We start from the raw sequence: 16328 nt of genomic DNA on the forward strand, positions 1-16328 counted from the left end.
AAAATCAGCCTTGTTTTTTTATTTGAAAATTGGATTGGCACTAATAAATACGTTGTCTGAAGAAAGTGATCCGTCTGCAGAAACTTCATAAGCATGGGATAAACCAACGATGCTTTGATTGTTGTAAAGCAAGTTTGCGTTATGAGCAGGGCTGTCTTTCCACATAATCATGGCATTCACTGCTCCCGTATCTGAAAGAATATCGTCAACGTAAAGGTAGAAACTATTGATATTTTCTCCTTTACCGCCATAGCAACCTAAACTTTCTAAGAGATCTTGGAAAGTACCGCCACCAGGTCGATAATGACTGAAGCTTACTTGTAATTCTTTTGCACGAATATCTGCAGCTTTTTGTACGACGTCGTTAAATTGCATTGGAGCAACACCGTTTTGTTGACGGTAGCTATTTAACCAAGCAAGTTCTTTTTGACGCACATAATTGTTTAAATCACTTAATGAGATATTTTTGTATTTGAAAGTGATTGTTCGATTTTGGTCAACATTATTAATTATACGTTGTCCATTTTTATCAACGGCAACAGATGAATCGTCATTTCTACACAAGAAGTAGTTTTGATCGGTCATATTTTTCCAAGGAGTTGAGAAATTGTCTCCCTCGTAAACCGTTTGTGTTTCAGTAGATAAAACAGCGTTGGTGTCAACGTTTATATGGTTCACAGTGACGTTATATTGATGAGTATAGGCAAAATTGATTCCTTGGTTGCTTGTAACGTTGTTTAAAGTCACAGTGTTGCTAGAGCTTTCTCTAGGGTCAAGAACAAAATTAGTGAACGTAGGTGCTTCAATTGTGATGCTTTGTCCATAAACGACGGGATAACTCTTACTGTAATTATAGAGTTCTTGGATATTTGGATCAGTATCAGTGACTTTATTTGGACGAGCTTTCACTTCAACTAGAAAGACTTCGTCATAGTAAAAAGTAAATGTGGTATTTGTGTTAATCGTTTGTGTTTGTGTTTCATTCCCATTTACTTTGTACTGTGGTGCTTCAAAGTTAGTCAAGTCGGTTCTAGCTTTTGCAGTGTAACTTGTACCAGCTTTTACTGAGACATGTTCTTCTTTTAGCAGTGTTCCAGTTTGTCGATTCATATGACGGACGGTTACCGCATATTCTGAAGGTTTAGGTTTGTGTTGCAACCCTTTAAACGCTGAATCAAGGCTATTTTTAGCGTTGTTAACTTGTGTTTGAGAAGATTTAGAATCGTCTAGTACTTTTTTAGCATTATTCAAGGCATTTTGGAAGTTATTCCAAGAAGCATCTGTAAAGTCATCTTTAGCTGTAGTCTTTACTTTATTGTATAAGGATTGAAGTTCTGATTTATTAACTGTTGGGGTCGGTTTTTTCTTCAATCCTTTAAATGCTACGTCTAAACTATTTTTTGCATTATCAACTTGTTTTTGTGTAGCATTTGAATCATTTAGAACTTTTTTAGCATTGTTTAGAGCACTTTGAAAAGTGTTCCAGGTACTATCTGTGTAATTGTCTTTCTTTGTACCTTTAACTGAAGTATATAGGGCTTCTAAAGTAGATTTGTTTACTGTAGGTTTTGAATCATCAGCACCGTACCAACCAACACCTTCATACTTCCAACCATAGTTCTTAGTTAGCCATTGGACTTCTTTCCAACTGGCAGTGTAATGGTGTGAACCGCTTGTAACACCTTTAAGGAATAAGCGATAAATCGGGTGATTGTTTTTGGGAGCTGATCGCCAGGCAGGCCCTTCATAAGTCCAGCCGTAGTTCTTAGTTAGCCACTTTACTTCATCCCAGCTAGCAGTGTAGTGGTGATCATGTAACCCTTTGTTATAAAGGCGGTAAACTAGGTAACCACCACTTGTTGGAGCTTCCCATGCAGGCCCTTCATAATTACCCCACTTAATCTTTACCAGGTGATCGCGTTCTTTTTTGCTAGAGGTGTAGAAATGTTCATGATTATTAGGATTGTAAAGGCGATACATGACGTTAGTTGATGCAGCGTCAACAGATCCAGCAAGAGCAAGTGTGGCAGCAAATGTTCCAATAGCTATAATAGTTTTTGGGTTTAATAATTTCATGTTTTCAACTCCTAAATTTAATTAAAATTGTTTACATGATCATTTTATATCGGTAAACCGATATAGTCAACAAAAAAATAAGAAAAGCCTCGTTAAAATGTGGCTTTTCTTATTTTATTCCTTACTAGATCTAGTAGTATCAATGGTTTTTTCAGCTAATTTATTTAATTTCGCAGCATTTAAGAATCTCATATTATCTATACTAGAGCGCTTATTGGCGAGGTCACTGACGGTAGTTAAAGGTACGCCAGATTCTATGGATATAGAACGAACTGATTTACCACTATCAAACAGCAACCATTCGATTTTCTTTTTATCAGCGTACATTGCAATGCTCCCTCTTGATTTTTTCTCTATTATATCTCTTTTTTGTAATAAATCACAATATCAAGAGAAAAAGTTTCTATAGAAAGGTGGGAAATTATGAGTATCCGTTCCCCGTGTACCAGAATGTGGTTTGTTGCTACTTTCGTTATTTGATATACTAAAAATAAACGACGAAAGAAGGAATAAAATGAAGAAAAAGCAACTAGGGTTTGTTTCTATGTTTGCAATATTTTTTATTATTTTAAGTGGATGTTCAAGTAACAAGAAATCTGAAGCTAAAGAAGATAATAGTTTATTGCAGCCAGGGACTGTTTGGAAAGAAGAAGTAGGAGGTCTTGTTCATAATTTAAAAATTATAGACGATACTACTTGGGAATACTCTGAAAGTGTATGGCATCCAGATCCTGTACAAATAACAGTTAAGAGACAAAAAGACTATGAAGGTTTAGAAAGATATAAAATAGTAGATTCTGCAGGCGTAAAACAATTTATAAATAAACCTGATTCTTTATTTATTGTCGTTCCTTACGAGAAGGATGGCGTAAAAAAAATGGTTTTTCTTGGATCTAGTAAGGACGAAAAGCGAACGAAAGAGAAATTGATTCATGATGGATCACAATCAAATAAATACAAATTACAAAAGACTAGCGAATGATTGCTAGTCTTTTTATTTATCCTGAAGGAGGAATCACAGTGGCAAAAGCCAAAACGCCATTTGAAAAAGCCGCGTCTAAAATATTAGAACGTCGTGGTGTTTCTGAAGCACAGTGGAAACAAGAAGTCCTTGAAAAAGCACAATTTGACCTATTAAGAGGAAAAGATAAGGACTTGGAAGGATATATCTATCAACGTGAACGCGAAAAACTTGTTTTCGATGAAATTATTAAACATTAAAAGGAGCGAACAATCTTATGTTTGAATCAATCACAATGAATTTTTTAACACAACCGAAAGTAGTAGCTGCGGTTGATATTTTTAGAGCATTACAAGGTGCAGCTACAAGCTTAAAAAACAATCTGATGATTTTTGCGGCTGTTGCGGCCGTTGCCTCTATTGTTCTTGGAGGTATTTTCTTCTTCTTTGGGCGAAGAGGAGCTGAAAACGGGAAGATGCACGTCGGTTATGTATTGATGGGGGTAGGAGTTATATTGGCTGCCGCCTCTATTGTGGTTTCGTTATTCGGAATGTTTGGACAAACCCCACAGGGACTATAAAAACAAAATGAAGGAGTAAAAAGTACGTGGCTACTTTTTACTCCTTTTTTATGAAAGGAGAATACTCATGTACTTTATGATTGCAGGCAATATCAAAAAAGATAAAGAGTTAATAAAAAAAGCAACGAAAGAAGTAGGAAAGCGGACTTCTTTTTTACCAAAAACAATTAAATATTCGGTCATTGAGACAGAAGAACAACTACATGCACTAGGAAAAGTATTGGAACAAGAAAAGCAATCTTCTGTTAAGTTGACTCTCACGTTACATGACACAGAAGGAAAAATAGAGAAAGCTGGTACAGAATATGTTTTTGGCCCGCTGGATTATCAAATTTCAGAAGGGTTCTATCCTACATTGATGGATCTAATTCGTCTTGATATATTTAAAGAAACAGATGAAAACATGAGTGTGGAAGAATCTTATCGAAACGAAAAATTGCTTCAAGTTTTAGAAGAAGAATTAGAAAATGACCAACTGAAAGTTAGTCAAGTGAGTGAAGGAGAAGCAAACGAAGAAGTACCATGGGAACGACCAATCTTTCCAAAGAAGGAATCAAAAGAAAAAGAGCCAGTGAATGTTGACGAACAAGCTGATATTCCGACTCAGAAATCGATATTTGAGGAAGAGAACGAGGTAATGGATCAATTGGATGGAGATCCCTTTGAAGAAACAATGGAAGAGACGACCAAAGTAGAGATTGATCCAGTCGAAGCGAATGAAGAGCCAACATGGACTGAAGGGGATTCTCAGGAATATATTGAACCACTTATCAGTGAAGAAGTAGAGAAAAACGAAACAGAGATACAAAAGGCAACTGTATTTGATTATATTTTGGATCAATATCCGCCAGAGTATGAATGGATGAAAGAAAAAAATAAATTATTTTTAAATGAGCTTTATTCGAAATATCAATTACCCCAAACCTATCAAGCATTTTTAGAGAGTAAAGAAGAATTAATCTCACAAGGGAAAGGTACACTTTTAGAACAGTTAGAGTCTGTTCAATCAACCAATTGGCATGAGCTTGTACAAGAAGATTTATTAGCTACTTTTGAAGAACGCCAACAGGAAACAGACCAAGAAATAAATGAGTATGCGACGGAACAGTCGTCGAATTGGGAGAGAGCAAAAGAGGAACTAAATAAAGAAGAACAGCGAGTGATTGAAGAAGAAGTACAAAGAATCAAAGAGCGGTACGAAAAGAAACGCGACAATGCGTATTCCTTATGTGTAGAAAAGATCAACAATTTTACTCAGACGAATCAAGAAGCGCTATCAAAAGAAAAAGAAAACTTGTTAAAAGAACGCATAAGAGAACGAAAAGAAGAATTTTATCGAGGTTTGCGTACAGACAAGCTAAAGATTAGTAAAGAATTAAATGAGCAACTGAATAAGCTCTATCAAACAACGACTGAAGTTCTTACGGAAAAACATGAGCAGATCCAGCAAGAATTGCAAATACAAATTCCAAAATGGAAAAAAGAGTATGAAATTCAACAACAAGAATTGAAAGAACAAGAAGAAAAACAACGGCAAAAAGAAAAAGAGCGCGAACAATTAGAATTAAAAAAACGGGAACAGGATCTTGCGGAACAACAAATGGCGATAGAAAAACAACGGTTAAAGCAAGAAAAGGAAAAAGAAGTAGCTGCTCGTAAGGAACGTCAAGAACAAATGGATACATTGCGACAAGCCCAATTAAATTATCTAGCACACCCTCAACCAGTATCTACTGTTCAAACGCCAGTGGACAACAACCAAGCAAATTTAACTCCTTCACCACAGCGTTCCTTTAACGGATGGATGGTGGGATGTATTGCAAGTTTAAGCTTGCTTCTAGGTGGAGGAACAGTATTTGCTTTTAATCATATCAATCAATCTTCACAGGCTGATTCTGTAGCCACAACAGCATCAATCAAGGAAGAAGCCCAGGAACAAGCAAGAAAAGAGTATGAACAACAATTAGAAGAATTATTGAATCGTACCAATCAGTCAACAACAGATTCAAGTGTGGAAAACAGCAAAGAGAGTGATTCTAGTAAGACCAAAGATGGATCAAGCGATTCAACTGTACACTCAAACTCTTCCGAAAATTCAGAATCAAATGAGGTGAAATAATGCGTGTTAGAGAAACAACGAGACGAAAAGACAAACGATTCAATTTAGAAAAGAATAGGTATCTTTCTCATTTCTATCGCTATACTCCTTCAGGAGAAGAGCTACCAGAAAAACATGACAAACGTCTTTCTCAAAAGATTTTTTATAGTGGCTTAGCTTATCTTCCTTTAAACTATGTTGTTACAAGAATACCAGAAGCATTTCATCGATTTGAGATTATTCCAGGAAGTTTACAAGGAGTGAATCTTTTTCAGTTACAAGAAATGCCGCAGTTATTCCATTTTGATTCAGATGGTTTCTGGAATCCTTTGACTCCAGCCACAAGCTTGGGTACACGCTTAGTTGTTTCTACCGTTTGTTTGGTACCAGCTGTACTCATGGGCTTAAAAATAGACATGTGGTTTCGTCCTCTAGCAGATGGGCAAAAAGGAGATAACCGATTAAAAACGTTAAAGGAAATCCAACAAATTTATCCGCAAATACCAGAATCAAAGCGAGGTTTTCCTGGTTATGGCGGAATACCAATTACTCATTATAAAAAGTACTGGTATATTCAGACGGATACCGTCAATACCTGTATTGTCGGTACTTCTCGATCAGGGAAGGGACAGATCGAAGTATTGGCGACGATTGACAACCTTTCTCGTGCAGAAAGACAAAGTTCAATGGTTGTTAATGATCCAAAAACTGAATTGTATGTGGCTAGCAAAGATGAGTTGGAAGCCAGAGGTTATGATGTGTATGCTTTTAATATCACTGACCCGTTACAGTCAATGAGTGATAATCCATTGGCGCTCATTGTAAAATACTGGAAACGAGGAGACATAGATACTGCAACACAGTTAACCAATACTTTCACGAATACGATTTATTATGATGCCAACGCTTCAGACAATAAATATTTTAACGAAAATGCGCAGAAAGCTGTCAATGCGCTTATTTTTGCGTTGTTAGAACAAGCGGATCAAACAGGGGATTATTCCAAATTAACCCCCAATAATCTCGTTGAGCTTCTTTCTGAGATTGGCGGTTTTAATTATTATCCAGATCCAGACAATGAATTCAAACAGCTCAATGCTTTAGATGAATTCATGAATCAGTTACCACCTGGAAATCTAGCGAAAAAGCAATACGGGGCAACAAAAATTGGTTCTGATAAGGCAAAAGGGAATATTTTATCGACGGCAATCACAGGATTGAATCCATTTACCCTAACGAAAATTGCGAAAATGACCTCTCAATCAACCATTGATTATAAATCGGTTGGATTTCCAAAATATTTAGATTTGAAATTACATGAAAGTCTTTTAAATCAACGAGTCGTAGTGGAATTTTATCATAAAGGAAGGAAATTTCATGAGGAACGTGTAAAAGTTGGTTATAGAGGTTTTTGTGAAATCAACTTTGATTGTCATTTAGAGCAAGGGGATCATGTTTGCTTAAAATATGACCATCAAGGAAAAGAATATGTGGCCTGGTATGAATTCTCTCAAAAAGTATTGAAAGACGAAGAGGGGAATATCGTTTATCGAAAAAAACGAGGAGAAACCCATTTGCCAGAATTAGAAAAAGAAGCCGTTCTAACATTAGATGAGGATAAAAGTAACTTATTAGTAGAGTCTATTCGGATGCACTATACCGATAAACCAATGGCTATTTTTATGCTCACACCTGATTATGATCCATCTAACCATATCATTGTTAGTATTTTTCTTAGTCAGTTATACAAAGAATTATCTACGCAATGTGTTAAGACTAAAGGAGATAAATGTCACCGTAGGATTCATTTTATATTAGATGAATTTGGGAATATGCCACCAATGGATAACATGGAAGGAATCATGACAGTCACAGCTGGTCGAAACATGTTGTGGGATCTGTTTATTCAATCCTATCAGCAACTTTATGCGAAGTATGGGGAGCAAAACGCAGCGATTATCAAAGAAAATTGTCAGACACATATTTATATTATGTCGACAGATGATAATACCATCGAAGAATTTTCTAAAAAAGTGGGGAATAAAACTGTTGAACAGGAAAATAGTACGATCAATGCGTTAGGTATGAATACTCATATCAATCGTAATGTTGATTCAGATCGTATCTTAACTCCTGAAAGAATCTCTACTTTTTTAGAAGGAGAAACGATTGTACTTGCTCCTTTAAAACGGCAAGATTTGAAAGGGCATAAAATACGGCCGTATCCTATTTTTAATCATGGGGAAACGAATCTTCCTTATGCTTATCAATACATTGAAGATTTTAATCCATCGTGGGATATCAATGATATAGATATACATTGCACACATGCGGACCTCGATTTGAAGGCTTTGCAGATTGATTATGATTACTTCCTACCAGATGAAGATGCTAGAAATCTCTATCATGGACTGCATGATCAATTAGAAGAAAAAAACGAAGAAAATATGTTTTATAAAATCGTTCAATCTCTTGAGAATGAGACGGCTAAAAAATTATTAATTCAATTTTACGAAGAACAAGCAACGGATCGTCTTCAAGAATATGTTGAAAAGTTGATCAAAAATGAAGAAATTTCTGAAATGATTGGGAAACGGTTGTTATTGGAATCTGAAAAGGTGGTGAAAGAATGATCATTGGAGGAATTTTTTCTGGCATTACCGACTGGTGGTCTGGTTTATTTGGAGAAGGTGATGCAAATCCTAAAGTCGTGACGAAAGTATTACAAGAGTATAGTAATTATCTGCAATATCAAGATGTGTTCAGTTGGATTTGTAATACTTTTTTGTGGGGGCTGATTAAAGGATTATATAATCTCAACACATTGCTAGAAAAAACAATTTATCAAAGTTTTGATTTAAAAGACTTATTGAACGCTGCTGGTGTGAATGAACTGTTTCAAAGTTTGATTAGTAAGGTATTAGCTCTTTTTTGTGTCGTCACATTAATTTATTTAGGCTTGAAATTTTTTATGAGTAAACACCCACCAAAAATCAAAAATATCTTGGTGAATTTAGTCATGGCCATGATTTTGATTTTTGGTGGTAGTTCTTTAATCGATGAAGGGCTAAATATCAGTAAAAGTTTTTACGGAGACGTCACTGCAGCAAACAAATCAGATAAAACTGGTTCACCTGCTTTTCAAATTATTCAAAATAATGTGATCGATGTAAGTACATTACTAGCGACTGACCCGAATAAAGTAGAATCCCTACCAACAGACAAAAGAAATGCCTTGACTGCTAAAAATTTTAAAACAGCGAATATCAATGGAATTATTACTCCTGACCAAGCTAAAGACATGGCGAATAAAGATAAGAGTGGGCTATCAGACATACAAAAGAATCGATTAAGAGCGTTGCAATATCGATTGGAACTGGATGATAATGGGAAAGAAATTCCTGTGGAGATTAGTGATGAAGGGTTAGCAAAATATGTCTATACTTCAGGGTATCGTCGATACATTAGTAGTCCAGGGATTATTTTAGCTGGTGAATCTTCTTTGTCGGTTGCCTATTTATTTATCTTGTTTACGATTATTACTTGTATTATTGAGCTGGTATTTAAAAAATTCTATTTAGTAATTGCCGCGTCAACGGACTTTGAGACAGGCCAACGGATGAAAAGTGCGATAGAAGATATTTCTCAATCCTTCTTGTTATTGGCGTTTACGATTTTAGAATTACGAATCTATACATTAATGCTTTCAGGTATCGGTGATTTGCATGCGGCAGGAAAAATCAATGGATTTTTGTATGTCGTTGCTTTAATTGTATTGACCATTGCGCTATTCAAAGGCTCTCAATCAGTTACGAAAATTTTCGGTGTTGATACAAGTCTGAAAAACGGCAGCAATTCTCTTCTTAGCATGTTTGCCTTAGGAAATATTGCGAAAAATGTGGGTAGTGGTGCTAAAAACCTTGCAAGTGCTGGTAAGAGTGGTTTAAGCAATTTAAATGATATTCGTAAAAATGGATTTGGCAATCGAAAAGATGTTACCCCTGATAACGGGGAAGAACAATCAGACGATAAAGCTACAACTGTACCTAATAGTAAGAAAACAGTTTCCGAAATGTTCGGGAAAGCGAAAAATGGTGTTTCTAAAGCCGCAGAAGGTCTTGGTTACGTCAATGAACGTGGGTTAAAAGGAACAGCTGAAGATCTTACAGAAAAAGCCAAAGACACCTTAGAAGAGAAATTAGACGGCACGAGAGCTAAAGAATTGGCTGAAGCTGTGAAGAATCCATCCGAAGCACTAGAAAAACAAAAAGAAAAAGCTTCAGAAGTCAAAGAAGGACTAAAAGATGCGTATGGTGAAGGACAAGTCAATGCAGCAGTAAAAGCTAATACAACAACCGAAAAAGAAAATCAAGAAGGTGCAGCGATTCCTTCAGCCAAAGATCACCAAGATGAGTTACATTCTAACGAAAATTCAGAAGAACAAAATGGTCAATTACCAAAAACAGATCCAGAACAATATCGTTATAAATCTAACATTAATTCTGAAAATGAAAAGCGTATTTCAGATTTACCAAAACGAAATCAAGAAGTACAAACGGATGAGGATTCCATCGATCTGCCAAATGATAATGGAATCGAAGTTGGAACTGAAAAATCAACGAAAATTGGTTTGCCTAAGACACAAAATTTACCAATGAAAGATAGTCGTTTGAATCAATTCAAGGAGAATGACCAAAGCTTTGTTCACCAATCAACTGCAGGTACTGTTCAAATGAAACCAAGTCGTTTGCCTGAAAATGGAAATCTGACAACTGTTTCTTACAATTTATCTGATAGCACTGAGGCAGCAAATCTTTCCGTTCAAAATATCGTTTCAGGGGAAGCTGCACCACAGCCTATTCAAAAAGTTCACACGGGTTACAAGCCAGCAAATGTGGCATTTACTGCACCAACAAAAATAAATGTGACAAGAGAAACTAAAAACAGGAACAATGAATTGAAAGAACAACTATTGAAGAATATCAAGCAATAAAAGGCCTCTTTAAGGGCTTTTTTTCTTCATAAAACAAGTTATGTTAAAATGGAAAGGAGAAAATTGTGGAGGATATTTTTATGGCTACGTTTATAACTGCATTAGGAGCAATCCTAACGATTTTTGCGGCGACTATAAAAGGATTTAAAGATACGGGGAGTTTACAAAAAGATCATCAGTCTATTTTAAAAAAACAAGAAGAACATGCTCAAAGTATTATTGGACATCTTTCGGAAGGATTCACTTATTTGAAAGATGCTATGCCCACATTCACAGTAAAATTAACGGAGTTATTTCATTCTGTTGAGCAAATATCGTCAGAATTGAAAGAGCAAAGACAACAAAAAGATCGTCAACTTGGCTCACTTAATTTTAGGCAAGAAACGATACAAGAATCATTGGAGAATTTAAATCGATTAAACGATGAAATGCAACGAGTTCATTTGGAAAATGAAGAATTACGTGCACAAAATTATGATTTAATTCAAAAGAAAAGAAATCTGGAACAGAAAATTGTTGAATTAAAAGAAGAAAATCGTCAATTGAATTATCAATTACGACGAGGAAAAAATCGTTCTCGTGATTTAGGAAATGAATTATAGTTGTAATATTTAGAAAAACGCTGTGAGAAATCACAGTGTTTTTTGTTTCTAAAAATAAAGAATATAAGGGGTATGGTTATATTATGGATAAATATATTCATATGAAAAATCCACCAAGATTTAGTGGAGAATGGAAGTTTTTCGCATTTTTCTTTATCGATCTATTAACACTTGGTGGTTGCTTTTTTTGGGCAAAAATGGTCAATAATCTTGTCCATTTACCACTATTTTTTGCCCTTCTGAATTATGGATTATGGCTTGCGATAGGCTTAGTGATTGTTTGGCGTTCCTATAATAATCCAGGTCAAAGGCAGATTTTTGCGATTATCGAGTCTATTTTTTTTACGGATAAAAATCATTATCATGCCTTAGATCCCAACAGAAATTATCATGGTACGTATAAGGAGGATGAATAAATGCGAGTCAAAGGACAAAATTCAGTTGATAAGAAATCCATTTTGCAGTTTGGAAAACCAGAAGAACGATCGATCTTGGATTTATTTCCTTATAAATCCTGTACAGAAGAGGGAGTCTTAGTTACTAAAGAAGATCATTTTCAACGCTATTATCGTGTAGTTTCTACAGACGTGGAAGGATTAAACGAACAAGAGAAACTAGAACGAATGAATCAGTTGACCACCGTCATGCGTACGTATGTGCCAACAATTAAGTTAGTTAGTTTGACCACAGAGACGGATCTAACGGAACAAATCGTGCAAAAGCGGCAGTTATTAGATAAGAATCGTATGGAACAATCCTTAGGAAGAAATCTACAGCGATTAAGAAAATATGAAAAGAAATTAGTAGAGGAAATCCAGGAATTGAAACGAGCAGAACAAGAACGTCCTGACTTAAGCTTCTTTTTCGTCATTGAAGGAAAGACAATCAAGGATTTACAAACCAGAAACCGTCAGTTAATGCGATCTAGTGGCATTTTAGGATTAAAACCACTCTACAAAAAAGAATTGATCAAGATTCTTTATCGAATGAATAACATGAATGACGAATAGAATATTTAAAGAGGGATTAAATCTATGATTCAAGATTATAAACGAATACAAAAAGTATTATCTGACATTGGTGTAAATGTTACAGTACAACAAGCTAAAGATATTTGCGAATACTATTCTAAATGTTATATGTCAACCGAACTCCCTACGGAAGATAGGACTCTTTATTTAAAAGTCGTTCACATTATTAAAAATCTGAAACCAATCGGTTACGTAGACAAACGTCCAGCTTATTTTAATAGGATTGCAGATCAAATAGATATTAACACCTCTAAAATAGCGCTGGAAAAAATGCTATTTTTGCAAAATCTAATCTACTATGAAATTCCTAATAATGAACCATCGTACAAAAGAAAGGTCTATTTTGAATACGCAAATACCTATATTTTAGGACTGAATATTCAACCAGAAGAGCGGAGAATTATTTTTTACCCTTGGTATAAAGGAAAAGAAATGTTGTCTGAGGGAATGATTGAAAATATCTTGATTTTACTAGAATGTCTTTGGTTAGGACTGAAGGCATATGTAGATATATATTATGGAGAATTCCAAGAATATAAAATTGAAAGATACTATCCTTTATCTAATGAACAATATGAATGATGAGTAGGAATGGAGAAGAGAGAATGAAATATCCGTTGATATGGTTAGAAAAAGATGTTCCGAAAGAAGAGACCACTAGAAAATTTCCTCACACGTTAAGCCTGGGTAAGTTGGGAAAAGGGCACTCTTTTAACCAAGTAGAGAATCAAAAAAGAAGAGGTGATTGTACATGTTAGAAGCGATTAAAACAGCTTTTTCACCACAAAATGATCAAAAAGTACTTGATCCATTAAAGCAACTAGGAAATCGGGAAATAGAAATTTTAAAATCCAAAGGGTATGATTTAGATTTTTTAAAACAAGTGATGCCACAAGGTGGATTAAATTTCGATGAAGAGTATGTGACCTATGGAAATGGTTATTCACGATGTGTGACAGTTTATCACTACACAAAAAATCCAACGCTTTTTTGGTTGGCCAATCTCATGAACAATCCTCATACAGTGGCCACACTAGATGTTAGCACAGATGAAAAGCAAAAAGTGATTGATCAAATCAATCGCGCATTAGATGAATTAAATGATCGATCAGATAACGAACGAAAAGCGACTGACCGAAATAAAAGCGCAGAAGAATACCTGGAACTAGCGGAATATGCCCGTAAATTGACTTCTAATGGGGAAATTTCTAAGCAAGTCAAAGTGAGAGTACATGTTTATGGAAACACGATTCAAGAAGTAGATGAAAGAGCGCAGGAACTGATTGAAAATTTAAAAGGGATGGATTATCGTGCAGTGACCTATCTGCATAAAACCAAACGAGATTGGCAATCGATGTTTACCATGTTCGATGAACAAGCTGAATGGTTCGGAAATATCAAAGGGCAATCATTACCATCGTTAAACATTGGCGGAAGTTTCCCGTTCCACCACCAAACGCTAAAAGATCCAGGAGGTACACAATATGGGGAAACCATGACAGGCGGCCCATTTGTCTGGAATGCGACGTATAAAAATAGTGTACGGTTGTCTACTAATACCTTGCTTCTAGGAATGATGGGAGCTGGTAAATCAACCGTTCTTAAAATGATCGCGGAAGCCCATTTAGCTGCAGGAGACTTTATTTGGGGCTTTGAAAAGGGAAAAGACTTTATTCCTTTCTTAAAGGAATATAACGGTATTATGGTGCGTTTAGACGGATCTGACGGAATGATCAATCCTTTAGAGATATTTGCCACACGAACGTATGATGAAGCATCCAGTTTATATGACGATGGATCAGTCAAAGATTTGAAGATCAATGAAGCAGCGTCCTATCAAACGCACTTAGACAAAGTGGTTTATCAGGTACAGCTAGTGAGTCCTCAGCTAAAAGGAACGATGAAAGCAGAATTTAAGACCTATTTAAATCGTTTTTATGAAGAGTATGGAACAGTACCACGCGGATTTACTTCCTCAAATTCGCGTTCAAATACTGAGACGCAAGTCACAGGGAAAGATCCAGAAGCTTATCCGACGTTCAAAGAATTTTTAGACTTTTTAGGACAACTGGAATTACCAGGTGCTTCCCAAGAGAAAAAGAATCGAAAAGAAGAAATGGAATCCATCGTAGAATCCTTATGTGAGACGTATGGCATGATTTTTGATGGTCATAGTACGATTCGACACCTTGACCAACAACAGTTGGTCTTTTTTGACATTGACTCTATTACAGGCTTAGATCGAGGGGTACAACAATGTCAAATGTACATGGCGATGACGTTGATTTGGAATCAGGCATTGATTCAAGGGCGAAGACAACGACGCTTAATTAAAGAAAAACAAATGGAAGAACAAGACTTCAAACGCTTCTTGGCGATGATTGATGAGTGTCATAATGCGATTAATCCAGATTTTATTGAAACGGTAAATTATGTCACAAACTTTCAACGAGAAATGCGTAAAGTAGAAGCAATGACTGTTTTAGCTACACAATCCCCACAAGAAATGGTGCCAGAAAATATGTCTTCTGATAACTTCTCGAAACTGAAGAAAGTCTTTGAATTTTCTTCTACGAAGATCTTTATGCGTATGGATGAATCTATTTTACGTCATATAGAAGGATTAGTTGGTAAATCAATGACGAACTCAGAATTAGAATCCATTCCTCAACAAAATCAAGGAGACGCTGTGATCAATTTTGGCTCAAAAGAAACCATTCGTGTTCATTTTAGTCCGAACAAACGTCAATTAAATTTGTTTGATGGAGGAAAATAATGGAAAACCAAAATGAAAGTTTAATCAAGCAGTATGTTAAGCGTCGTGCAAAGCGACGCTTATTTTTGTGGTTGTTTGGTACTTCTGCAGGTTTGATTACTATTTTGATTACTGTGTTCGTGACCCTTTTTCTAATACTTGCGGCGGGTTCGATTGATAATTCGGATTCAGATTCAAGCAGTGGCGGCGAAGCTTTTACAGGAGAATATTCGGAAGGCTTACCGATTTATAAAGAAATCAAAGGGAGAGGCCCATTTTCATATGAAATTGCGCAATATGCGGTAGGAGCAGCAGTGAAATATAAATTATTACCAAGTGTGATCCTTTCGCAATACGGTTACGAATCAGCATTTGGTACATCGGCGTCCGCAAGAAATGATCTCAATTATTTTGGGCTTACGTGGTTCGATGGTTGTCTATTTCCTAAAGGAACTCCAAGAGGAATTGGTGGCAGTGAAGGGGGCTGGTATATGAAGTTTCCTAATTCTAAAGCCACGTTCTCCTTTTATGGCTTTATGGTTGCCACACAGTCCAATTTCAATGCTTGTGTAGGAAATAAAAGCCCTGGCGCAAGCTTATTGATTTTAGGACGAGGTGGTTATGCCGCTGCAGGAATTACTGAAGATAGTGCGTATTATAAAAATTGTATGTCTATTATTAATAAAAATAAATTAACAGAATATGATGAATTTGCGATCAAACATTGGGGTGAAGGTTGTAATAATAACGGAATAATAACTGGTGAGTGGACGAACCCATTCCCTGGCAGCAGTTTAGATAAAAATTCCTTTAGCGGTGGGCAATTGTTTGGAACGAATCCAGGAGGAGAGTTCCGACCAAATGGTTTCCATGATGGATTAGATTTTGGTTCAGTCGATCATCCAGAAAGTGAAATTCACGCGGTGCATGGAGGAAAAGTCGTGTACGTTGGCAATCCTGGTATTTCAGGGTTAGGGGCATGTGTGATTGTGATTAATTACGACGGGTTGAATATGGTGTATCAAGAATTTGCGAATAGTACAGGAAATTCTCGTGTGAAGGTTGGTGATCAAGTGAAAGTTGGTCAAGTAATCGGGATACGAGATACCGCACACTTGCATTTAGGATTTACGCGAATGGATTGGCGTCAAGCACAAGGTCACGCATTCATTGATGATGGTACATGGATCGATCCATTACCATTTTTAAACAGCAGTAAAAAATAATTTAGG

Annotated in this window: 14 protein-coding genes; 12 read left to right on the plus strand and 2 right to left on the minus strand. The window is 36.0% G+C overall.

All coding sequences use genetic code 11. The annotated features are described in order from the left end of the window. Positions 1-18: 18 nt before the first annotated feature. Both AB3I42_RS12870 and AB3I42_RS12875 read right to left on the minus strand, forming a co-directional pair. Positions 19-2076 (minus strand): CAP domain-containing protein, encoded by a 2058-nt coding sequence (locus AB3I42_RS12870; protein WP_128427481.1) that lies wholly within the window; start codon positions 2074-2076, stop codon positions 19-21. Between the two features lie 114 nt (positions 2077-2190). Continuing rightward, the gene (locus AB3I42_RS12875; RefSeq protein ID WP_128427480.1) at positions 2191-2403 is read right to left on the minus strand and encodes a hypothetical protein; all 213 of its coding nucleotides are present in this window, start codon (positions 2401-2403) and stop codon (positions 2191-2193) included. 187 nt (positions 2404-2590) lie between these two features. Between AB3I42_RS12875 and AB3I42_RS12880 the strand changes: the two genes are divergently transcribed. The 12 genes from AB3I42_RS12880 to AB3I42_RS12935 all read left to right on the plus strand — a co-directional run bounded on the left by AB3I42_RS12880 (position 2591) and on the right by AB3I42_RS12935 (position 16322). Then, on the plus strand, positions 2591-3058 hold the full coding sequence (locus tag AB3I42_RS12880; RefSeq protein WP_128427479.1) for a hypothetical protein: 468 nt from the start codon (positions 2591-2593) through the stop codon (positions 3056-3058). Next, complete coding sequence (locus AB3I42_RS12885; RefSeq protein WP_094940051.1) at positions 3055-3297, plus strand: DUF5415 family protein; 243 nt, start codon at positions 3055-3057, stop codon at positions 3295-3297. The genes AB3I42_RS12880 and AB3I42_RS12885 overlap by 4 nt, the downstream gene beginning before the upstream one ends. Positions 3298-3314: 17 nt before the next feature. Continuing rightward, positions 3315-3617, plus strand: a complete 303-nt coding sequence (locus AB3I42_RS12890; RefSeq protein WP_002302862.1) for a hypothetical protein — start codon at positions 3315-3317, stop codon at positions 3615-3617. Between the two features lie 67 nt (positions 3618-3684). Continuing rightward, the gene (locus tag AB3I42_RS12895; protein WP_368022540.1) at positions 3685-5736 is read left to right on the plus strand and encodes a hypothetical protein; all 2052 of its coding nucleotides are present in this window, start codon (positions 3685-3687) and stop codon (positions 5734-5736) included. Then, positions 5736-8348 carry a VirD4-like conjugal transfer protein, CD1115 family gene (locus AB3I42_RS12900; RefSeq protein WP_181934759.1) on the plus strand — a complete coding sequence of 871 codons (2613 nt, stop codon included), beginning with the start codon at positions 5736-5738 and terminating at the stop codon, positions 8346-8348. The genes AB3I42_RS12895 and AB3I42_RS12900 overlap by 1 nt, the downstream gene beginning before the upstream one ends. Beyond that, positions 8345-10708, plus strand: coding sequence for a pLS20_p028 family conjugation system transmembrane protein (locus AB3I42_RS12905; protein ID WP_368022541.1), 2364 nt, complete (start codon positions 8345-8347; stop codon positions 10706-10708). Before AB3I42_RS12900 ends, AB3I42_RS12905 begins: the two co-directional genes overlap by 4 nt. Before the next feature lie 80 nt (positions 10709-10788). Beyond that, on the plus strand, positions 10789-11310 hold the full coding sequence (locus tag AB3I42_RS12910; protein WP_220380993.1) for a hypothetical protein: 522 nt from the start codon (positions 10789-10791) through the stop codon (positions 11308-11310). Between the two features lie 83 nt (positions 11311-11393). Then, positions 11394-11726, plus strand: a complete 333-nt coding sequence (locus AB3I42_RS12915; RefSeq protein ID WP_047927452.1) for a hypothetical protein — start codon at positions 11394-11396, stop codon at positions 11724-11726. Continuing rightward, positions 11727-12320, plus strand: a complete 594-nt coding sequence (locus AB3I42_RS12920; RefSeq protein WP_002319881.1) for a hypothetical protein — start codon at positions 11727-11729, stop codon at positions 12318-12320. Between the two features lie 24 nt (positions 12321-12344). Beyond that, positions 12345-12923 (plus strand): hypothetical protein, encoded by a 579-nt coding sequence (locus AB3I42_RS12925; protein WP_081125710.1) that lies wholly within the window; start codon positions 12345-12347, stop codon positions 12921-12923. A gap of 169 nt (positions 12924-13092) precedes the next feature. After that, a complete protein-coding gene (locus tag AB3I42_RS12930) occupies positions 13093-15117 on the plus strand; it encodes a VirB4 family type IV secretion system protein (RefSeq protein ID WP_181934758.1) in 2025 nt (674 codons plus the stop codon). After that, complete coding sequence (locus AB3I42_RS12935) at positions 15117-16322, plus strand: glucosaminidase domain-containing protein (protein ID WP_081125708.1); 1206 nt, start codon at positions 15117-15119, stop codon at positions 16320-16322. The genes AB3I42_RS12930 and AB3I42_RS12935 overlap by 1 nt, the downstream gene beginning before the upstream one ends. Positions 16323-16328: the final 6 nt, after the last annotated feature.

It is taken from the genome of Enterococcus sp. C53, from assembly GCF_040887425.1.
Lineage (GTDB): Bacteria > Bacillota > Bacilli > Lactobacillales > Enterococcaceae > Enterococcus_B > Enterococcus_B hirae.